The sequence below is a fragment of the Photorhabdus thracensis genome (assembly GCF_001010285.1).
Lineage (GTDB): Bacteria > Pseudomonadota > Gammaproteobacteria > Enterobacterales > Enterobacteriaceae > Photorhabdus > Photorhabdus temperata.
The window spans coordinates 351,495-374,592 of the sequence record NZ_CP011104.1; the positions used below are offsets into that span (position 1 = coordinate 351,495).

At 41.3% G+C, this 23,098-nt stretch carries 13 protein-coding genes and 6 pseudogenes; 12 read left to right on the forward strand and 7 right to left on the reverse strand.

Features of this window, described 5'->3' with window-relative positions; all coding sequences use genetic code 11:
* Positions 1–435: 435 nt before the first annotated feature.
* From VY86_RS22440 to rtxH, 3 genes and pseudogenes are all read right to left on the reverse strand, one after another.
* Positions 436–4,594: pseudogene (locus VY86_RS22440) on the reverse strand (C80 family cysteine peptidase); the annotation flags it as partial.
* Between the two features lie 51 nt (positions 4,595–4,645).
* Complete coding sequence (gene rtxC, locus VY86_RS01095; protein ID WP_046973626.1) at positions 4,646–5,107, reverse strand: RTX toxin-activating lysine-acyltransferase RtxC; 462 nt, start codon at positions 5,105–5,107, stop codon at positions 4,646–4,648.
* Positions 5,108–5,128: 21 nt separating this feature from the next.
* A complete protein-coding gene (rtxH, locus tag VY86_RS01100; RefSeq protein ID WP_046973627.1) occupies positions 5,129–5,479 on the reverse strand; it encodes a protein RtxH in 351 nt (116 codons plus the stop codon).
* Between the two features lie 347 nt (positions 5,480–5,826).
* Here rtxH and VY86_RS01105 point away from each other — a divergent pair, with 347 nt between their 5' ends.
* The 7 genes from VY86_RS01105 to fur all read left to right on the forward strand — a co-directional run bounded on the left by VY86_RS01105 (position 5,827) and on the right by fur (position 14,511).
* Positions 5,827–7,932, forward strand: a complete 2,106-nt coding sequence (locus VY86_RS01105) for a peptidase domain-containing ABC transporter (RefSeq protein WP_046973628.1) — start codon at positions 5,827–5,829, stop codon at positions 7,930–7,932.
* Positions 7,925–9,280: an HlyD family type I secretion periplasmic adaptor subunit gene (locus VY86_RS01110; protein WP_046973629.1), complete on the forward strand. Its 1,356-nt coding sequence runs from the start codon at positions 7,925–7,927 to the stop codon at positions 9,278–9,280. The genes VY86_RS01105 and VY86_RS01110 overlap by 8 nt, the downstream gene beginning before the upstream one ends.
* Before the next feature lie 2 nt (positions 9,281–9,282).
* On the forward strand, positions 9,283–11,427 hold the full coding sequence (locus VY86_RS01115; RefSeq protein ID WP_046973630.1) for a type I secretion system permease/ATPase: 2,145 nt from the start codon (positions 9,283–9,285) through the stop codon (positions 11,425–11,427).
* A gap of 186 nt (positions 11,428–11,613) precedes the next feature.
* Positions 11,614–12,582, forward strand: coding sequence for a GlxA family transcriptional regulator (locus VY86_RS01120; protein WP_046973631.1), 969 nt, complete (start codon positions 11,614–11,616; stop codon positions 12,580–12,582).
* 139 nt (positions 12,583–12,721) lie between these two features.
* On the forward strand, positions 12,722–13,009 hold the full coding sequence (gene ybfE, locus VY86_RS01125; protein WP_036836823.1) for a LexA regulated protein: 288 nt from the start codon (positions 12,722–12,724) through the stop codon (positions 13,007–13,009).
* A gap of 172 nt (positions 13,010–13,181) precedes the next feature.
* A complete protein-coding gene (gene fldA, locus VY86_RS01130; protein WP_021326439.1) occupies positions 13,182–13,712 on the forward strand; it encodes a flavodoxin FldA in 531 nt (176 codons plus the stop codon).
* A gap of 352 nt (positions 13,713–14,064) precedes the next feature.
* Positions 14,065–14,511, forward strand: a complete 447-nt coding sequence (gene fur, locus VY86_RS01135) for a ferric iron uptake transcriptional regulator (protein WP_046973632.1) — start codon at positions 14,065–14,067, stop codon at positions 14,509–14,511.
* Between the two features lie 77 nt (positions 14,512–14,588).
* On the opposite strand, the gene VY86_RS01140 is transcribed toward fur, so the two are convergent.
* Together VY86_RS01140 and VY86_RS22835 are read right to left on the reverse strand one after the other, a co-directional pair.
* A complete protein-coding gene (locus VY86_RS01140) occupies positions 14,589–17,264 on the reverse strand; it encodes a beta-N-acetylhexosaminidase (RefSeq protein ID WP_046973633.1) in 2,676 nt (891 codons plus the stop codon).
* A gap of 836 nt (positions 17,265–18,100) precedes the next feature.
* A pseudogene (locus VY86_RS22835) lies at positions 18,101–18,208 on the reverse strand (SDR family oxidoreductase); the annotation flags it as partial.
* 377 nt (positions 18,209–18,585) lie between these two features.
* On the opposite strand from VY86_RS22835, the pseudogene VY86_RS01145 reads away from it, so the two are divergent.
* The 4 genes and pseudogenes from VY86_RS01145 to VY86_RS01155 all read left to right on the forward strand — a co-directional run.
* Positions 18,586–19,104 (forward strand): annotated as a pseudogene (locus VY86_RS01145) (hypothetical protein); the annotation flags it as partial.
* Positions 19,105–19,270: 166 nt separating this feature from the next.
* A complete protein-coding gene (locus VY86_RS01150; protein WP_052760752.1) occupies positions 19,271–19,519 on the forward strand; it encodes a hypothetical protein in 249 nt (82 codons plus the stop codon).
* Positions 19,509–19,910 carry a DUF1240 domain-containing protein gene (locus tag VY86_RS22840; RefSeq protein ID WP_071880949.1) on the forward strand — a complete coding sequence of 134 codons (402 nt, stop codon included), beginning with the start codon at positions 19,509–19,511 and terminating at the stop codon, positions 19,908–19,910. Before VY86_RS01150 ends, VY86_RS22840 begins: the two co-directional genes overlap by 11 nt.
* A 141-nt stretch (positions 19,911–20,051) precedes the next feature.
* Positions 20,052–20,864, forward strand: a pseudogene (locus VY86_RS01155) (IS30 family transposase); the annotation flags it as partial.
* Positions 20,865–21,051: 187 nt separating this feature from the next.
* On the opposite strand, the pseudogene VY86_RS22445 reads toward VY86_RS01155, so the two are convergent.
* A pseudogene (locus VY86_RS22445) lies at positions 21,052–22,161 on the reverse strand (ISAs1 family transposase).
* Between the two features lie 571 nt (positions 22,162–22,732).
* Positions 22,733–22,939, reverse strand: a complete 207-nt coding sequence (locus VY86_RS01170) for a hypothetical protein (protein ID WP_046973635.1) — start codon at positions 22,937–22,939, stop codon at positions 22,733–22,735.
* Positions 22,940–22,988: 49 nt separating this feature from the next.
* Between VY86_RS01170 and VY86_RS26365 the strand changes: the two are divergent.
* Positions 22,989–23,084: pseudogene (locus VY86_RS26365) on the forward strand (LysR family transcriptional regulator); the annotation flags it as partial.
* Between the last annotated feature and the right edge of the window lie 14 nt (positions 23,085–23,098).

A 23,098-nucleotide genomic window follows, 5' to 3' on the forward strand; every position in this document is an offset into this window, starting at 1 on the left:
AATAATAAAAATCAATTATATCCCTTATATGGAATCCCTGATTAAAGGTTATTTCATCCATTAGCCTGCTTTATCCCAGACAAATTAGAGAAATAAAAAATTCAAAAATATTTAACGTAAATGTTTTTTCCGCAAGGACACTCAAAACACAGAGAAGATAATAAAGTCATTTCTAAAACAATATATAAGCTCTTATTAATTACAACCAATTTTTTATTCCACAAGAGTAAAGACATTAAAAAATTATAACGAGTAAAGTCATATAAGTAAATTAGATAATAACATCCTACTTTTTTAGCAAAAAATTTCATCAGATAAATAACAATTAGTTAACGAGAAATCTATAATATCCGTTCGTTATTCATAGGCAAAAAAATGGCTCACCTATTGTGAGCCATTTTCATTATTCATTCCACTTTTAGTATAGAGAATTAATTAAGCAAATTTTCTTTTTCCAATGGTGGTATCGGCCCACGCCGTCGTAATAGCAATTTTCGCTTTACTGTCCAAACTCTCAATAAAACCATTATCGCCCACGGTAGGCGCAAAACTACTCATTGCCTGGATCAATGAATCAACCGCGTTATCTGAAAGCGCAGTAAATTCACGCTCTTCCGATGCGTTCTTATCACTCATCTGAGCCACCAATTTGGCACGATTGTCATTAAAGTAATTATTAAAGGTGACTGAACCTAACGATTCAAAGACACCCTGAGCAGTTTTATCCTGAGTATGACGGTTCACTGACAATACCAAATCGTGTCCACTGCGCTGGAACCATAGGTTTTGCCAGTTAATATCATTAAAGACGATCATATCTTCCGCACTGATATCATTTACCCGATTATCAATCACCTTGTCGCTGACCACAAAGCTGTCTACGCCCGCGCCGCCTGTAAATCTGTTCTGATAACCGCCCAGCACCAGCAGATCCTGACCATCACCGCCATCAAACTGGCTGAACTTCGAAATGGTTTCCGCTATCAGATGATCATCACCGTCACCGCCGTTTATCACCGCGTGATACCCCATCAGCTTAATAGAGTCATGACCGACACCACCGTTGATGTGGTTGTGGTTACCAAAGACTCGGCCAAAATCATCTCCTTCATCCAAATCAACCCGGTTATTGTTACCAATGGTGACCACATAATCCTGACCTTTTCCAGCATCTACCTGGTTGTAGTTCCCTGAGGTCACGACATAATCCCGGCCTTCTCCAGCATCAATCAAACCGCCTTCACCGAAGACAAATGTCTGATCATCACCCTCACCCATAAAGACATGGTTAATACGCCCGGCAAGAACTGCGGTATCATCCCCTTGGCCACCAAACATCGTATTTTCACGCCCCATCAGGACACCCAGATCATGACCTTCACCCCCGGTGAAAATATTGGATACCCCTGTCGCGTAATAAACGTCATCACCACGACCGCCCCAGAAGTTGTTGTTATCGCCCAGATAAGCACCGAGATCTTTTCCGGCACCTCCCCAGTTGAAATTGTAGTTACCCAGCGATATGTGGATGTCGCCATCCCCTTGCAAATGACCGCTTTTACGCAGGAAATCGAATGTTTTCTCTTGCATATTGAGCAAATCAGCCGTCAGATTCTCTTTGAGATTGGTCACCAACGATGTCATCTCTTCTTGCTTGTCTTTACTGAATATCGTCGCAAACAGGTTAGGCAGATTCAGTGAACCAAAGCCAAACGCACGCGCTGGTTTGAGCTTTTTCAGTATCAACTACCGAAACTTTGCCTGTTTCATTTCCATCAGGCTCTTTCTCTTTCAGGCCATGACTTTCCGCAAATGATCTGATGCCATCCTTATCCATGTTGAGATGAGATTTCAGACCATCGAGCAGTTTACTTGGATCAGTGAAGGCTTGCAGTTGTTCACCACTGAATTTCCCAATGACTTCAATCATCTCTTTCAGAATAGCCATGCCATCCACCGGCTCGCCTGTACGGGAAACAATACAGCCATCTGCGGTGTAATCCACACCAAAGATATCCGCTAAGGTGGTATCTGCCCCCACTTCCGCCAATCGACCAAGCAGCTTGTTTTTAAGCTGACGAGGCAAATCCTGCGGGTTATAGGTGAAAGTGGTCTTCGCCATCCCCGTTGCCGAATATTGCTGAGTCATCAAACTAAACAGTGAACCGAGGTTGGTATCCAGAATAGAGTGGATATTGTCACCGAACATTAAGTTCCAGTTACCGGTTGTCACCTGAATATCTGCACCCTGACCACCAACCGCAAAGTTAAAGGCCAGTTTCTCATTGGCTTGACGGAATTTATCTGCACGGCTCATTTTGCCGGTATCAGCGTTATTGCTATTACGGCTTAACCACTGGTTGAATTTCTTATTCAACGCGGCTTCAGTATCACTTTTCAGGCCACGGCTGCTGCGTTCATACTGAGAATCCAGATCAACCAATGTGTTGTAATCCACATTACTGGTTTGGTCTAAGCCAGACATACCCCGAACAAATGTCTCCGCACCAGACAATGTCCATTGCTGATCTTGTACCGCTAACCAATCTTGTTTTTCACCAGAATAGGCAATGTCTTGCAGTACGCCGGAAATACGTGCGGCACCATCAAATGGATTAACCAGTGGTGGCGTCGGAATTGATTCATCCATCATTATCATCAGGTCATTACTGCGACCCACGTTGAAGCTAACGTTACGGTTACCGATAAATATTTGTGCCCCTTCGAGCGCCTGATAGCCGCCGATATTCACGCTATGTTTACTGTCGCTATGACCAATGTGAACCATCACATTGTTGTCACCAAAGGCTAATAATTTAAAACCGCCATTGCCTACCTTGATACCCAAATTCGACGTTCCCCAGTTGAGTAAGGTCGTTTCACCATTCCCCACATGCACCTGAATATTGCCAGAGTAACTGAACTGGTTATTCGATACGTTACCTGAGTCAATTTTAGTCTTGTTTTTACGCTTCTCTGGCGCAGTGAAAATATCGGCATTATCCACAATGACGCCTTTAGCCAGTGTATCTACATCCGCAATACCAACACGGGAGAGGTTGATATCCCCTTCTGCAATACCACAACGAATCCGCTCTGAATGGGTTTCAAGTTCGCCTTTCTCATCCCAGCACAATACGATTTTGTTATCAGTCAGATTATTGAACCACTGATTATTTGCATCCCGGGTAAATTTACGTCCGGTGACATCAACGGCAACATCACTACGGCGAGCTGAAACACGCGTGTGGATATCTTGCGCCTTTAAAGCGGTGATAAAGTGACGGGCAAAACCATCCCGTTTGTCATCACTAATCAGCGAACAACCCACAATACTGATGTGATCTGGCTTACCTGCCTGACTAAAGTTCTGACTGAACTGTTTCAGGTTTCTTGCCAGTTCATCCGCACTGTAACCACTTATACGGGTATGATTCTGTGTTGATTCATCACGGCCATGCCCCACAATTTGCCAACGTAATTTGTCTGACGGTTTAAATTTAGATGCATCACCATAGACGACACGGTGTTGACCGTCAGAATCAAGCTGAACAACCAAACTGGAATCCGGGTGTTTACCCGCCAAGTCTGCCGCCGCTTTGGCTGCTACAGGATCATCTTCCATCTGGATAATGATCTGACCATCAAAGCGCGTTTCGCTACCATCGGTTTGTTGTGTAACGGCAATGCGAGCCCAGGATTCGACATCTTTGTTTTTTAGAACAGCGTCTGACGATAATTTTTCCAGCACAGATACCGGAGCATCACCATTCGCCGAACCTTTCAGTGTCAATTTACTGATGGTCGGATCAGCAAATATCTGACCGATATTCAACTGTACGAGGCTGGCTGCTTGTTTAAAGTTGTTGCTTTCTACTTCAACAGAAACCTTCTGGCCTTTCTTATCCGTGACTTCCAGAGTGATAACATCTTCACGGTAATCCACGATCTGCCCTTTGACACCTGAATCCAGCGAAAACATTCTTCCCTGCTCTTTCAGTGCACGCAATACATAACTTTGTTCACCCTCACGCGCCGGTTTCCAAGTACTGTCATAACCCGTAACATCACTACCTTCAAATATATTATAGTTAATATTGAAGCTTGGTTTTGAACTGTCCTCTGGGCTGGCAGGAGCATATTGATAACCTATAAGAGATCGGTAACCCGTGATTATGCTCTTATGGAAAGAATCCATAAAATGGCGAAAATCATCATAGTTATCAAACGAGTTAGCGCCAAAGTTAGGATCGAAGAATGACCAGATTGTCCGAGCTTCGCTCTTATGCACAACTACCAACATGGCATGATCTTCAGACATAAATGTCATATAAGTCGATTGCTTCACATTGCGCAGTTGCTCCAGAACAGATTCATAGCCACCAGAATCATGATTCAACGGATCACCAATCCTCGCTCCTGTTAACCCATTTGCTTTTAACCTTGCACTATAGTCAATATTCCCCTTCGCCTTCTCGATCAAACTACCAGCATCAAGTTGTTGAAGATGTTGTATTGACAACAACTCTTCGATAGCCGGGCCGGCTTTCTGACGGCGATATTGATTAAGCAAAGAAGATTCAACGGAGTTGATGCAGACCGCTGACAAACCCCATTAGAAAGCCTTTAAATAATAATATAGAAATTAAACAAAGAACCACTGCACCTGACGAATACAGCGATTGTTTTGGACATCAAGTTTCCCGCGGACAGTACAAGCCTTCTGGCCTTTCCACGGTAAAAAAACACGGCGGCGTAAATCCCTGGCAACTTCACGCCCATGACCAAAAGGAGCAATCATTTCGGGGAAAAAAATATGTGAACCTGAGCGCCAGTCCGTATGAATAAGCTCTCTTTCTCCGGCAAGAATCTCTTCCCGATTTTGTTCAGATAAAAAAGCCCAATTACAAAAAGCAACTGGGTGCCCTTGTTCATCTGCATAGTAGCAAAACTGATTCAGTTCAAACGCAGGCAAGATACGCTGTTGCCACTCAGACACCAGGTATCTTCGATGCAGAGGAGAATACTGACTCAGCAGCATCACTCCTCCGATCATGGCCTGAATTTCTGCGGTATTCAGTTTCGCTGGTTGATGTATAATCGCCATGCGTTACTTAACCGCCAAGTGTTATTTTGTGTTTTTAGATGGGCGTTTCTTAGAATTAGCAGGTTCTTCCACCATAGATTCCGACGCAGTTTGCTCTTCTGTGATTTGCGGAGCAGGTAAAAACCCTGCCGCGACCAATTTGTCAAACTCAGCCGCCATACGTGGATCTTCCAACATATTTTTAACCATCGAAACCATATACATGAATCCCGATGCAGGCATATGGATGACTTGCTTTAATTCAAGTTCATTATCATTTTCCGCCATTATTCCGTTCGCCATCCGATTTGGCTCCTGACCAACAAAATAAAGAGAGAAAATACCTTTGTTATAATTGACGCTAGAGATGGTTTGTACAAATTTTTCAGACATATTTTATTCACCAAAAAAATAAACAATTCATTAAAAACAATGCTAAATATATATAACAACAAAAGCATTAAACTCAAAGAAATTTCGAGTTTATACAGCGATAAATGCTGCTAAATGAGTGAGTCAAATGAAATAATATAGTGCAAAAACTCAAAGACAATATTCATATCTCAAAAAGTCTCTTTACCCCCCACATATAGTCCTATTTACCCACACTGTTACCGACAACAAATATAAGATAATTAAGTGACATTAAATTACGACATAACAAACAGGCAACATAACAATCTGTTTTTATTAATATTTTATGCAAATATTACTTATACAAATTCTAAAGACATTTATTCATGAATGAGATTGAGAAATTAACCCTGTCATCATTAAAATTAATACTGATGATCTGCCATGGAAAGAACAATATCAGTGATATTGATAACTTAAAAAGTTCTGATTGTTACCACGCTTATATAAGGGCTATAGAGAAAAAATTTAACTTATCTCTTACAAATAAACACTCTGTAAGAAAGAAATATCATGACATATCATTACCCGCAATCTTGTTTGATAATAATGGCTTGCCTTTTGTTTTAGCCAAATCGAATAAAGATAATTCACTCATTCAGAAAGTGAATAAAGAAACACCAGAAGTATGGTCAGCAGAAAAACTGACGGAAGAGTGGAGTGGAAAATGGATTAAAGTAAAACAAAAGCAAACTAAATTTGATATTAGTTGGTTTATTCCAGAATTTCTGGCACAAAAGAAAAACTTGGGTGAAGTATTGCTATTTTCTTTTGTACTGCAAATTCTTGCACTCATTTCACCATTAGTCATTCAGGTGGTTATGGATAAAGTCTTAATCCATCAGGCGTTATCAACCCTTGATGTATTAGTCTTTGGCTTAATTATCGCCGGCATAATAGAGGTGGTTTTACGTGGATTACGTGAATACCAATACGCTCACACCGCAAACCGTATCGATATCAAACTGGGGTTAAAGCTGGTACGGCATCTGTTTGGGCTACCTTTACTCTTTTTTAAATCCCGTCAGGTAGGCGCGATTGTCACAAGGGTGCGTGAACTGGATACCGTCAGGGAGTTTCTGACCGGTTCAATCTTCACTTTATCCGTTGATGTGTTGTTTATGTTTGTTTTCATCTATGTGATGAGTCTGTTATCCAGCACACTTACCTGGGTTTTTATCGCAACCATCCCTTTTTATGCCATTCTGGCGTGGTGGCTGACTCCCCGTATGGAGAAGGCCGTTGAAGAGCAGTTCACTCATGCAGCGATAAATACCTCTTTTCTGACTGAAACCGTTTCCGGCTCTGAAACCCTTAAAAGCCTGGCGGTAGAACCGAGATTCATTCGCCGCTGGGATAGCCAGACTGAGAAGATGGTCGAGACCAGTTATGCAGTACAGCAATTGAGTAATCGCTCAAACCATATTGTCATGCTACTGCAAAAAGTTACCAATGCCGCGATTCTCTGGTTAGGTGCGTCGGAGGTTTTATCACTGCAACTGACCATCGGTCAGTTGATCGCCTTCAATATGATGGTCAACCACACTTCCCAGCCATTAGCCAGGCTGGTGGAGCTGTGGGGACAATTCATTAGAACACGGGTAGCCGTAGATAAATTAGGAGATATGTTAAATCTACCCACCGAACAGCAATCTGCCCGGCAGCAGGTAACACTGCATGGTGCAGTTTCGTTTAACAATATTGTCTTTCGCTATCAACCTGATATTCCGCCAACCATCAAAGGACTGACCCTTGATATCAGAGCCGGAGAAACCATGGGTATTGTGGGTACTTCCGGTTCCGGGAAAAGCACGCTGGCACGGTTATTACTCCGCCTTTATACCCCGGAAACCGGCACAATCACCATAGATGATATTCCATTGCCAAACATAGGTATCGAAACACTCAGACAACAAGTTGGTGTGGTTCTGCAAGAAAATTTCTTATTTAACAAAACAGTATATGAAAATATCGCTCAGTCGAAACCCGATGCCAGCCTGGAATCGGTGATTAAAGTCGCCAAACTGGCAGGCGCACATGAATTTATTCTCAGGCTGCCGATGGGATATGACACAACCATTGCAGAAGGCGGGCAATCTTTGTCTGGTGGTCAGCGTCAGCGGCTTGCTATTGCCCGGACTCTCCTTGCTGACCCCAAAATCCTCATTCTTGATGAAGCAACCAGTGCGCTTGATGACGAATCACAATCACGCATTCAATCAAATATGGCAGAAATTGCCCGGGGCAGAACCGTTATCACTATCGCACACCGGCTTTCAACCGTGCGTCATTGTGATCGCATCATTGTGCTTAATCAGGGGGAAATTATCGAACAAGGCTCTCACGATCAGTTGCTTAACCACGGCCAACAGTACCGGAAACTCTGGCGATTACAACAGGAATTAAAACAGGAGGTGCCTTGCCATGATTAAGGCGTTTAAGGATAAAATGAAATCATGGTTGCGCTGTCACCCACAGCACTATGACTTTTTACCGACACATTTAGCGTTATCACAACGCCCACCGTCACCTTTCGCCCGCTACACCGCCATAACGCTCAGTACCGGCGTTATCATAGCCTTGCTCTGGGCCTATCTGGGTAAGTTGGATGTTCAGGCCACCGCCACCGGTCGTCTGATTGTCTCTGGCCGCTCTCAAATAATTCAGGCATACGAACAGAGCCGGGTGACCGCTATCCATGTTCAGAATGGGCAGCGGGTAGAGAAAGACGCCCCTCTTCTGACACTCGATACTCTCGGCGTTAACCAGGATATCACCCGGTTATTAAAGCAGATAGAATATCAAGCCCACGAAAAAATTCGTTATCAGGCTTTGACAGAAGGGCAGGAACCAACAGAACAGGAACTGTTTCAGTCTTTGCCGGCATCTCAGCAAACACAAGTTGCTGAAAACTATTCCCGTGAGAAAAGAGAATACGAAGCTGCTGTAACAAATCTGAAAGCAGAGATGAACGTGAATCTCTCTTCTCAACAATCACGAAAAAGCGATATCAATGCGCTCACTAAGCTCCGGCAAAATATTAGCCAGCGTTTAAAAGCACGGCAGACCTTAAGTCAAAAACAAGTGATCAGTAAAGTTGAGTATCTTGAACAGGAAAAAGAGTTTCTGGAAACAGAACGCCTGATTGCCCAACAAAATGCGGAGCTTCATGTTCTGCAATCGCAATATATTAGCCTGGAAGAGCGCTTAAACAGCCTGAAAACACAAAAAGAGCGCGAATGGTTTGATAAAAGAAAACAGGCCGAAGTTCAATTGGTCGTTTTAGAACAAGAGCTTGCAAAAGCTCAGGTACGAGAACAACTTGAAGTCATTCGTTCCCCCGTCACAGGAACCGTTCAACAACTCAGCGTGCATACGTTAGGTGCAGTACTGCAACCGGCGCAAAACTTGATGGTGATCGTTCCTGATGACAATGTGCAACTGGCGGAAGTGCAAATTTTAAACAAAGACGCCGGATTTGTTTATTCGGGGCAACAAGTCACTATTAAAGTCGATGCCTTCCCATATACGCGTTATGGCACTATCGACGGTGAACTGTTGAGCATATCCAGAGACTCAACCACAGATGAACAGTTAGGATTGGTCTTTCCTGCTCAAGTCAGTCTTAAACGTAATAGCATTGCCATAGACGATACCCAGGTTGAAATTACCCCGGGTATGTCAATTGTCGCCGAAATAAAAACTGATCAGCGCCGTGTTATCGATTATCTCCTGAGCCCTATCAGAGAGTATCAATCTGAAGCATTGAGGGAGAAATAATCATGAACCTATTATCTTCTTCTGCTACTGATTCCAGTAACTACACTCATAATCAGGCGCTGAATTGCATCGTCTATGTGGGGAAACAATTTCATAAGTCAGCCACTATCGATCAACTTCAACACAGTCTGGGTTTTGATTCTTTACATCTGAGTGATTTACAACTGCGTGAAGCCGCCAATGCTATCGGGCTGCACAGTAAAATTGAGCGCTTAACTGCCAATACCGCGCCGACGCTGCCCTTACCGGCATTGATCGAACTGGAACAACAGTGGTGGGTACTTATTGAAGTCGATAATGACAATATTACCGTTCTCGATCCTGCGACTAAACAAACTCGGTCACTCCCTTTACCTGCTGATGATAAAAAAAGTGCCTATAAAATTCTTTTGATCGCAGATCAGGAATTAACTAAGAAGCATGTCAAATTCGGCTTAAGCTGGTTTTATCCCTCAATTTTCCGACAGAAAAGTCAGATAAGAGATCTGTTTTTGTTCGCCATAGTTCTCCAATTATTTGCGCTGGTCAGCCCGATACTGTTTGAAAACATCATCGACAAAGTCTTGGTAGGCCGAAGTTTATCCAGCCTGCATGTATTAGGCATAGCTATGCTGGCTATCGCCCTTGCCGAACCGTTGTATAGCTTTATGCGCAATACCGTGTTTGGGCACATGGCAAGCCAGATCAATTCTGAGCTATCCGGACGACTGTATCGTCATCTGGCAGGATTGCCACTGCAATATTTTAAACAACGGCAAACCGGGCAGATCATTGCCAGAGTCAGAGAGATGTCTCAAATCCGCCAGTTTCTGACAGGTTCTACCCTGATGCTGCTATTGGATTTAATCTTCGTCATCATGTTCATTGGCATCATGTTTTACTATGCCTGGATACTAACCTGGATTGTTATTGGTTCGCTTTTCGTTTATTTCGTATTTTGGGTAGTCGCCGGGCCGATTATTCGCCGCAAAGTAGAGGCAGAATATGAAACCGATGCAAATGCAACAAGCTTTCTGACTGAAGCCGTCACTGGGATTGAAACCATCAAAACCACCGCGACTGAAAACCGTTTCTTACATCAGTGGCAACGTATTCTCAGCCAGCAGTTGACTAAAAGTTTCGCGGCACAGAAAAGCGGTTTAATCGCAGGACAGGGAATCGATTTTGTCCAGAAATTTACCGCCGCGATCCTCCTATGGTGGGGGGTGACAGAAGTCTTACGCGGTGAACTGACTCCGGGGCAACTTATCGCCTTCAATATGCTGGCCGGACACGTCACGCAACCTATCCTCCGGCTCGCACAGGTTTGTCAGGATTTTCAGCATACGTTAATCGCCTTGAAACGTGTAGGGGATATTCTTGATGAGCCAATGGAGAACAGTAAACAGGGATTGGCTTCTGTACCTGAGCTGGAAGGCCAGATTGAATTCAAAAATATTCGCTTCCGTTACCATGACGACACGCCGGAAGTTCTGGCGAACTTATCGTTATTGATAAAATCGGGTCAATTTATTGGTATAACGGGACCGTCCGGTTCAGGTAAAAGTACTCTCACCCGTTTACTACAAAGGCTGTACGTACCTCAACATGGACAAGTTTTGATTGATGGCATGGATTTAGCTATTGCTGATCCCGTCTCTTTACGCCGCAATATGAGTGTTGTGCTCCAAGAAAGCATCCTGTTTTCTGGCAGCATCACCGATAACATTCGTCTGTGTAAGCCAAACGCAACAGATGCAGAAGTCTATCGTGCCGCTGAGTTAGCCGGGGCCATTGAATTTATTCAATCCCTTCCTCACGGTTTTGCGCATCCAGTTGGAGAAAAAGGAGCAAATCTTTCTGGTGGTCAAAGACAGAGAATCGCATTAGCGAGGGCGCTCCTGGTTAACCCAACTATTCTGATCCTTGATGAAGCCACCTCGGCATTGGACTATGAATCCGAAGCAGCAATCATGGCAAATATGGACGAAATACGCCGTAACAGAACAGTGATCAGCATTGCTCACAGGCTCAATACAATTCGCCACGCGGATAAAATCTGTGTGTTAGATCAGGGGCAAATTGTCGAATTTGGCTCGCATGACCAATTGCGCCAGCAAGGCGGCTTATACGCGCATCTGTGGCATCAACAAGTTGGCGAAAACTAAATGACAATTCAGCCAACTCTTAACAAAGACGGAATAAGTTTTGGCTGAAATTATTTCTTATTTTACTTGTTTGTTCAAAAAAATATCTCAATGTAATTAAATTATTTAAATTGTTACAATAAGTTATTAAGATGTTAGACAATGAAATATCTTGATACATCTTAATTTTTAAGTTGGAGAATTCTTATGGACAGGAATCCAGTTTCTTTAAGCGCTTTAGCATTTTCAGGAGGACCTCTGACTTCTATTACCGGCCCGATAGAAATTTTAACCATTGCCGCTCATTTAGCCGGAGCGCCGGAGCCGGAAGTCAATATTATCACACAGGATAATCAGGATGCGATCGGACTGGGCGGTGTTCGGCTAAAACCCAATAAACTCATAGGAGAAATCAAACAAACGGATATTGTCCTGGTGGGTTCAGTTGGAGTCCCTTATTACGATTTCGATCTTTGTACCCAAGAAACCTTAGATTGGCTTCAAATGATGGAAGAAAAAAATATCCCTATCGTTTCCATTTGTACAGGTTCTTTTGTACTGGCTAAAGCTAATTTACTCAATAACCGCAAAGCCACCACACACTGGCTATTTACCAATTTATTCAAAGATATGTTTCCGCAAGTACAGTTACATTCAGAAATAAAAGTCACCAGCGATAACAATATTTTTTGTACTTCCGGCACCTATGAATACAATGATGTGATGATGCATATTATTGAACAGATATATGGTCAAAATACCAGAGAAGCCTGTAGCCAACTGATATTTGGTGATATAAAAGGGGTCCCCCCACATACTCTGGCAAGTTTTGTACCATACCGCCAGCATTCAGACACATTAATCCACAAACTACAGGATTGGATGCATTCTACCCCATCAGACATATTATCAGTCAGCGATTTGGCAGATAAAATTCATTTGTGTGAAAGGCAGATGAAACGGCGCTTTAAAACAGCGACCGGCCAGACACCGATTCAATATATCCAGCAAATTCGGTTATCCCTGGCAAAATATTGCTTAGAAAAATCGAATAAGACTATAGAAGAAATCAGCCATGAGGTTGGCTATGAAGATACTCGCTACTTCAGAGAGCTATTCAAGAAATTGAATGGATTAACACCAATCGAGTACCGCAGAAAATACCAGTACCGTTAAAATCGGAACGCAATGGACATCCTTTACGAATAAACAGTGACACGGCTTTTTATCTTTGTCAGGCAGTAGCGATACATGGGAAGCTGGGGTATCATGGCGTGCTATATTTTATGGTATACGCCCTTTAGTAGTTGAATTTATGGCAAAAGAACAAATGGATCGCACTACTCTGGATTTGTTCGCAAACGAACGCAGACCGGGGCGCCCAAAAACCAACCCACTTTCCAGGGATGAACAGCTCAGAGTCAATAAACGTAACCAGCTTCGCCGTGATAAGGTGCGTGGTCTGCGTCGTGTGGAATTGAAAATAAATGCTGATGCAGTCGATGCGCTGAACTTTCTTGCGCAGCAACGCAATATCAGCCGCAGTGAACTCATTGAGCAAATTTTGCTGGCCCAGTTAGCAGAAAGTGACATCACTGCTTGATAGCATTGAAGGCACGAAATCACACAAATTTGACAGAATTGTCCTTGCTGTTTGGTCAGAATAGGATTTTGTTTTTTTATTAATACAATCAGAATTTTTCTGCTGATTTTGACATTTTATACGTATATCTCAAACAGAAATACACAAATAAAACAAGAGGTTATATAATTTTATGGCAATTATAGGTATATTCTTCGGTAGCGATACCGGCAACACAGAAAATATTGCCAAAAAAATCCAGAAAATTCTGGGTTCTGATGTTGCTGAAGTCCACGATATTGCCAAGAGCAGTAAAGAAGATATCGAACAGTTCGATATTCTGCTGCTCGGCATCCCCACCTGGTACTACGGAGAAGCTCAATGTGACTGGGATGATTTCTTCCCTACTCTGGAAGAGATCGATTTTGACGGGAAGCTGGTTGCTCTTTTCGGTTGCGGCGATCAGGAAGATTACGCGGAATATTTCTGTGATGCGATGGGAACTATCCGTGACATTATTGAACCCCGTGGAGCAATTATTGTTGGTCACTGGCCAACGGCGGGTTATCACTTTGAAGAATCAAAAGGTCTGGCTGATGATGACCATTTTATCGGGCTGGCTATTGATGAAGACCGCCAACCAGAATTAACCGAAGAACGCGTTAATTCCTGGACTAAACAGATCTACGAAGAGATGAGTCTGGCGGAAATTATTGCCGGATAGGAATTTACCCCAATAGGCGTATATTGGTGCAGGTCATTTCTTATCAATAGTGAATACGCGGTAGGTGAGTAGCCATTCGCTTTGCTCACCCTGTGGGATCGCTTTTGTCAACACTCTGCTCATATCCGCTCTTTTATTGCGAAAAATGGCAAAAAAACAACCTAAACATTATAAATAGTAAGGTTATTCCTGCGTTTTACAAATGATTATTCTGGCAAAATGTGTAATGATAGTTAAGGTTAACGTGGTTTTCATTTTCACTAGCCATGCCTATAATCATAATCTGATAACTAACTGGTACTTTTTGAAGTATCGCTAAGTTCACTTTACTGAGTAACAGGACTGAATCCGCATGACCGATAACAATAAGGCATTAAAAGATGCTGGACTTAAAGTAACACTTCCTCGATTGAAAATACTGGAAGTGTTACAGGATCCTGAATACCACCACGTCAGTGCGGAAGATCTCTACAAGAAACTGATTGATAACGGTGAAGAGATTGGCCTCGCTACTGTCTATCGCGTGTTGAATCAGTTTGATGATGCCGGCATTGTCACCCGTCATAATTTTGAAGGTGGCAAATCGGTTTTTGAACTCACTCAACAACACCACCACGACCATTTAATCTGTCTGGATTGCGGTAAAGTCATTGAATTCAGTGACAAAAATATCGAAAAACGCCAGAAGAATATCGCTGAACGTTATGGGATTAAACTCTCAAACCACAGCCTTTATTTATATGGTCATTGCTCCGCAGGTAATTGCCGCGAAGACAGTAGTGCACATGACGAGAAGTAATTCATTCCTGAGCCGATGATTTTTTATCTATAGAGTAGAAAGGAACCCATCCGGGTTCCTTTCTTGATGAGACAAAATCATGCCTTTATATGATCAATCCGGCTGTAACGTTGACCATCCGGGCTGACAGAACGGATCAACACATTTCCTTTTACCTTCGGACGTTTGTGATTGTCATAAATCTTCCAGCTATTACCGCCATCAGTTGAGTACTGAATAACCAACCCTGGCAAAGCAATATTGGCCTTCAAAACACCGCGTTTTACCTTAGCTCCAGGTACCGGTAAACGGTAAGCAATTCCTGCCCTATCCAGTTTAACAAGCTCACGTTGCCCTATCAGGTTAGCAAACCGTGTCCAGTCACGATTCAGTGTATCTATATCAACTTTATGCGTTTCTCCTCGCTTATATTCCTGGCCTGGAACATAATCCTGTTCCCAACCAGCCCGGTGCCATGCCCGTTCTGCCAGCGGTAATAAGCGAGGAAAAATCATATATTCCATCTGCTCATCAGTACGAACCGTTTCACTCCATGCTTGCCCTGACAGCCCATAAGCGCCCGGCCACGGTTTGTCACTTTTCGCACGGAATGCATTACCGTCACGGTCAACGGACGTTTCAGCATTTTGCGGCATATTATTTGGTGCAAAACTAAAGATCTTAGCTTCATCATTAAAACGGGTTGCCCAATAATATCCACGTTCCTGCGGATGAACTTCATATGGCATATCCAGATAAACATAATCCGGGTTGGATATCACCACTTCATAGCCCTTGTTCGCCCAATCATTGACTGAATCAAAGCCACCCCAGTAGAGAGTATCCCAGAAATTCACACCAACACGTTTGGTCGCAAAATCTTTAGCACTGTCAGCATGTTTCAGTCCATCCTGCCACGCCTGCATCTTCTCAATACCATTAGCATTCACAATTTTGCTCACTTCAATTGCGAAGTAGCTGGCAAGATGCTCAATATCTTTCACCACGCCCTGCTCTACCAACTTCTGGCAAGCCTGAGATTTAGCCCACGGCTTATCTTCTATGCTCTTATCAATGATGCCTTTACCCGGTACGATAGGGCCATTCTTATCCTGAAACCCTTCTCCCAAACGAATATTCTTCGCTTCATCACCACCAAAATGCCAGGTCTCCAATGGCAAACCAGCCTCTTTATGCATAGCGGCAATTTCACCAATGACTTTCTCAACAAATCGTTTTGAAGAATCCATACATGGGTTCAAATAGCTGTGACGATCATAGAACTGAACAGAGGTTGCCCTAGTGGTATCCGTTGGGTCCAGCAAGCGGTATTCATTCGCCCCTCTCACATCATCCCGAGCAATTAACTTCTTGTAGCGGGCCTCCATAGAAACAACCGCAGCCCGAGCATGAGCCGGCATGTCAATTTCGGGAATAACGTCAATATAACGGGCTTTAGCATATTTCAGAATGTCGATGTAGTCCTGACGGCTGAAAAATCCACTGCCCATATTGTTGTTATCAGGACCGGAACCCAGTTGTGGTAACAAGCATGTGGTTTCACTCAAATCATGACAACGCTGGCTACCGACTTCCGTGAGTTCAGGTAATCCAGGAATTTCCAGACGCCAGCCTTCATCATCGCTTAGGTGGAAATGGAATTTATTCAGTTTGTAACTTGCCATTTGGTCAAGCAAACGCAGGACCGCCTGTTTACTGTGGAAATTACGCCCTACATCAAGGAGAGCCCCGCGATACTCAAAGCGTGGCGCATCTTTTACCGTCAGAGTAGCAATCTTTCCACTGCCATCAACAGGAATCAATGACAGCAGAGACTGAAGACCGTAAAACACCCCAGATTGGTCAAAAGCAACAATTTGAGCACCATTCTGGGTAACATTCAGGCGATAAGCCCCTTTAACCTGCCACTCACCGGTAAAATCTGATGAGACAATCTGAGTCGCAACCAGATAGCCACTATTCTCTAATTTAATACCTTGATCGGTAAAACGTTTTCTGACGAGAATAACCGCCTCGTCATTCAAACCGCCAAATTCCAATCTTACACCACCAGATAAATCAGCATTCTCTGAATAAATCTGAATTTCTTTTGGTGTCGGGATTATTTGCCCGCGCAATTTTTCTGACTCGACTTTTTTAACTTGCAAATTCTTCGCATAACGATTTTCAGGCGTCATCAGAATGTTGTTATCCGCTGTTGTGCGTTTCCATTGATCACCGGTGAAAGCAGATAAAAATTCGCTCAGATCTTTTGTATCCGTATTCACAAGGACTTTAGGTTTCGCATCACCTGACGTTGCATACCAGCGCGGCAAAAAGTCGGTGCTGTAAATCTGCCAGTACTCTCCGGTAATAGGCAGTTTTACCTGCTGATTCGCTTTAATACCGGTGAATTTCTCCGTTGGTTCCAGTTTATGTAAATCACCCGTGATATGCGTAATTTTAAACTGATCATTATCTACGTTCAGGACCTGGCGGATACTATGGAAATAAATCGCCCAGTCAGATGAATCAATGACCTGATTACCATTGGTTAAAGTAATATCTACCCGATTACAAGTAGCCCAGTCCGCCCCCAATACCGCACAGTTAACACCATGATCTCCCGCCTGATTATCAACAACCTTATAATTAACTTTTAATTGACTCAGTGAATCAACCAATTGCTGCGCAGTATTATTGGCATAGGCAGAACCCATCAAACCAACAGTTGCCGTTAGCGCCGCCAGTGTGCGCAATTTAAATTTCTTCATTGTTGCCTCTTTCAAACACAAATGTTATGTAAGGTAAGCCACTGCTCAGAAATATAAGAACAGCGGCAACAAGCCATTAGAAGACAATAAATGGCATGATGATGTTGAATTTAATCTCTTTCTCATCCCGGAAAAATTCCAAGCAGGTCCTTGAAAACACACATCCTGCTCATAGATTAGTGCTGATTCTTGTACTATGTGTAACCATAAAATTAATTACTTTTTAATTAAAATAAATCACGACCAAAAATGTAAATCTATCCGTAAAATAAAAATTTTAATTGAAAAAGAAAATTTAAATTATCTGATCAACATATATACAGATTATTTTTCATATCACAAATTATCAATGGTAAAAAAGGGATTTTTTACAAAACATGACAAAGAACACATTACAAGAAAAATATAATATCAGTTATACATTACATTGATATTAAAATAAAAAAATAATACAACCATAAAAACTTAACAATATAAAATACACATTGGAAAATAGATTAATTAATATAAATTTTTTTCAACTAAAATAGATGCAAAATTATTTATCAATGATAATATTTTGAAGGCTATCCTAGTAATTATAATGATTACCAGCCGTTCTTATGAATGAACTTTGAACACGGACAGTACACAAAACTGGGGCGTACACGTAATGCGTAATGCGTAATGCGTAATTAACTTGTATAGAAAAAATATTATAAAATATAAAAAATCAAGCCAAAATCCCTATCATAATAGTTCATAAACAAATCACCGAGATATTTCTAATAGGCTTTCTACCCCGGTTGGATAATTATTTTTTTAAATACAATCGACAAAACCCACATCAGATTTATCTAAACATTAATCATACCGCCATCAACAATAATGTCAGTTCCCAATAAAAATCTCGATTCATCCGAAGCAAGGAAAACAGCCGTATCGGCCACATCAGCCGGGGTTCCTTTCTAAAACACAGAGGCTTTTATTTACCTGTTCGAGTTAATCGTTTTATTTGTCGGAAAGGGTTGGGAAAACAGAATTTAAAGCATTTTATTTTTTCATTTTCGTACTTATAAATTCATTTTCGTCTCGTCAGGTTAAATCAGATTTAGATGTGAGGCTTTGCTCTGTTACTCAGTTTTAAGCATGATAAAATCCTAAGCCTGTAAAGGGTTTGAGTTATTATATAATCGATATGGATTTTTTTTACACAATGATGTTATACTCAAATTGGAAACTCCATCCGTTAAATACCGATGTGACAATTTTTGATTTTAAAAATATTAAAGGAAGTTTCACGATGACACATAAAAGATATAGGCCCTCTTGGGAAGGTTATATGGGGGACTTTCTAACAGGTAATGTTGGAATTAATCAATTTAGGAATCAATATCAGTTCTTTGATACGATTGATCTTGAGAAACAGTTAAATGAGAATACAACATATATTGCACTGCTATCCTTAGAAGAAGCGAAAAATGTTTTAGCGGATATTGATTCCCCAAAACCCAAAAGCCCATTTATGAAGAAAGCGTTTTCGGTTGCCGATCCCATATCACCCTATGCAGGTAATATACGCGATGCTTTTGACTTTACAAATGTAGTAAGAGAATTTAAAAGATTAGGAATTAAAGCCACAGAGTATGTTGGTAAATATGGGCAAAAATATATTAAAATTTCAGGTCATGCGGGGCTTAGAAAAATCATCACGGCTTCAAGATACAGCGCTTCTAATATGAAGATAATATCTATGGGGATAGGGCAACAAGGAATAAACAGTGGCATAGTTAAAGGAGTTAAATTCAGTATATTATTTGCCGCAGCTTATCGAACGGTTGAATATATCTTTAAGGATGAATAAATAACATTTCATAATTTTGCTACACATGGCCTTCTTCAACCCATTGTTATATATAGAATTATGAGTAGTATAAGATGTAGCGCTATTTTGGAATCTTATTTATACACTGGCTGATTTCTTAGGCAATATTGCAATAGATCTGGCTAAGGCGGCAGTAGGGGCTTTGGCTTCTTGGGTTGTAGGCGTTGCTCTTTCATTTTCATTTGTGACAGGTGGTAGTGTAATTGTTGTGGCTGGTGCAATGCTTACTATAGGTGTTGCGACGGTATATGCAATTGATTTTTTAGATAAAAAATTTAAAATTAGTGAAACTGTGATTAACTTAATCAAAACAGAAATAGAGAGAAAACCAAGAACACCAGAAGCTAATTTCAATCAATTTCTTCATAACTGGGTGAACTATGGAAAATAAGAAAAATATCATACCAATAATCTGTGCTCTTGCTATTTTTATTTTATCGTCATGCACTTTCTTTTTGACAGGAGAGAATTTGATTTCTTTAATTAAAATGGATGAGAAAATAACATTCTCAGGTCCTGTTTTTATAATATTTTTTTCTTTTCCTTTTATTTCGTATCTTATGACTCTATCTATTCGTGTTAATATAACTGGCCGTTACCCTAAGCATCATGATACCTATGTTAAATACTCAGCCATAATAGCTTTTTCTTCATTTATTTTAAGTTTTCCTCTATCTTTTTATGTGGATTATAAATTAAAAAGTGAGAATTATTTGGTATGTGAACGAATATCCTGGATGTCACCTAATACCTATGTAAAAGACATTAAATTATGTGATTAATATTATTGTGTTTAATTTCTTCATAACTGGAGGGGTTATGATAAATAAAAAAAAGAGGCGGATTCGACTAATAAGTACAATTTTTCAGAAGGGCGGTCAGTTGCTATAGTAGGCATCTTTCCCGCCACAGGAGAATGCACTATGGCCTATACACAACTGACCGAAACAGAAAGATACCCGATTTCCAGTTTAAAAGAAGCCGGTTTTTCACAGCTTTTCATTGCTGAGTCACTTAAGCGAAGCCCGTCGACCATCAGCAGAGAATTGAAGAGAAATCAAGAAGTCCAGATATACTGCCCTGAACAGGCTCATTTGAAGGTATTGGCTCGTCGTCATTTTGCAAAGAAAGCCGTGAAAATAACGCCGGAAGTAAAAAAATGGATAAAACGATTAATTTGGAAAGACTTAAGTCCTGAACAGGTGGCTGATTATCTGAAGCAACATAAAGGGATATCGTTGTATCATGAGACGATTTATAGGTTGATTTATCAAGATAAAATAGAGGGAGGTGATTTATGGCAACATCTGCGAATAGCCAGAAAACCCTATCGCAAACGCTATGGTCGCTATGAAAGAAGAGGCAAAATTAAAAATCGGGTCAGTATTGATGAGCGCCCGGAAATCGTTGATAAAAAAGAATGTATTGGCGACTGGGAAGGGGATACGATAATTGGGAAAGATAAAAAAAGTGCATTATTAACATTGGTTGACCGCAAAACGCTGTATACAATTATTGTTAAAGTTGATAGTAAACGGGCATCAGAAGTCGCGAAAGCGGCAGTGAAAGTATTATACCCGTTAAAACAGAGGGTTAAGACTATCACATTCGATAACGGTTTGGAGTTTGCAGATCATGAAATCATCAGTGAAACATTAGAAACCCAAATTTACTTTGCCCACCCTTATTCGCCCTGGGAAAGAGGGATCAATGCAGGGCTAACTCATGATCATTTTTTATCCATAAGATGACGAATTAACCGTACGAAATAAGCCACGCTTTATTCTTGTTGCAATCTTATCTGTTTGCCGTTATTTATCCACAACTTCCCGTAATAATGGCCTTATTTATGACTCAGAAAGCCCTGTTTGACTACCTCGAAGCCTTACCTGACCCAGGGCACGAGCATACTTTGACTGCTATTCATCCAAAGAAAACTCTTGCCCGATAATCATCGCACCAACCCGCTTTTTTAAGCTTGTTCCTTTGGCTCGGTGCCCCGCAATCGCATTGTTTGACCAGATTCAGGACGATACGACGGAATAAGGCCAGATTCTCAACTGCACCCTCCAGAACAATTCGTGAATCATCTTCTTTAAAGACCACATCAAGAATATAGTGCTGGGTATTTTCAATCCGCCAATGCTGGCGAATATAATATCCCAGTGATTTATGCTTGGGCGAAAGGGAACTCACATAATAAGACGTGTCCACCGTTCCTTTGCCATTTTGTGTCCGGTGACGTTCTACGGCGATAATGCTACGAATGGTCGGCCATTTCTCGATTAATTCTGCCGTAAATTGGGGCTTTAACTGAAACACATAACGCTCTTCACGCCGGCCATGGGCTTCTTGCTTAACTTCCGTGATAATTTTTTCTTTACCGGCATCAAACACCGCCTGAAATTGCGATTGGACGGCTTCCCACAGATGGGGTTGATTTTTTTTCACCTGAACCACGACATGGGCTTTCTTTTCGCTGATTTTTTCCAGCGTTTGGCGCTGACAATGCAAAGCATCCAGCGTGACGATGCTGCCTTTCAGGTCAAGGATATCCAACATCTGCCGCACGATACTGATTTCCCCGTTTTTCGTGGCAGTGGCTTTCTGGCTCAGGACTAATCCTTATTCCGTATCATATGCCGTGACCAGTTGGACGGCGTTTTGCTTTTCATTACGGTAGGCGCGTCGCAGAACTTTTCCATCGAAGGCAATGACCGGTTTCCCTGCCTGTTCACGTTGTTCATTGATCCAGTTGAGCAAAGCCTCCAACAGCGAATCAAGTTCAATAGCGCGCACAATTCTGGCAACCGTGTGTCGGCGTGGTATTCCACTGAGAAAGGGGCGATATTTTTTCAGCCACATAATTTTGGCCCGACCATAAGTTTCAATATCTTGCCAACCTTCAGCGCCAGCGAGAATGGCGCTGATGACAAGAAAAATAACATCAATCAGCTCGTATTGACGATTAATGTCAGAACGAGTTTCTTTCACAACGGTTAAATGTTCAATCAGGGTCTGGTTCGGATTCATGGGCGAGTATTAAAAAGAAAAATAAGGAGAATGAGATCATATAATTACGGTTCATTCAAGGGGGGGGGGGTAAAAAAGTATGCTCGCGCCCTGAGATAGTGACCGCTTCCTTTTGCATGCTAATTATATTTTTTCTCATATTCATAATCCCCTACAAAATAAAGAATAGTTTTTCAATTGGTAATTTTTCTTAATTAATATCAACTTATTATTATCATATCCTATTTTTTTCGTCTCTATAAAATATCCAGCCTGTAATTTTTTATTTCATGACCTCAAGAATCAGTATAGTGATATTTCACAGAATACATTGTTTATTATTTTTCTAAAATGGATAAATGTGTAAAAAGACCACACTCCGCTCATAAATACAATAGATAATAGTAATATTTCTCCTGATAATGAAATAAAATCCCGCTAATTAACAGATAATCAACATTCAATAGTTATGTAATTAATGTCAGTTCTTCGAGTTTCATTGCCAATCCCTTTTCCTGCTACCAAAGAACTGTTATCTATATTATTAATATAATTAGTGAATGAAAAAACCATCACTTTGAATCTATTATTTTTATTTACTTTCGCTGTGGGATTTTACTTTCCCCAACAAAATAAACACTAAGATTGCGGTAATCGCTGCCGCTACTGCAAGTGCAAGTGCAAGTGCAATAAATTGATATCGAAATGCTTCTTCATATACTTTATAAAGCAATGATTTATCTAATGACGGGTGAATTGCAACAGCGTTATTTAAATTACTCGAACTATCTCCTTTCATCCGTCAGCAAAAGCATATCCCGATTAGAAGAGAAATTAGGTGTACATCTTTATCCGCTTTTGCAACTTGTTATCCACAGATAGAACTGGAACTAGACTTTAGTGATCGATTAGTTGATCTCATTAATGAAAGTTTCAACACCGTGAATAGCAATATTTA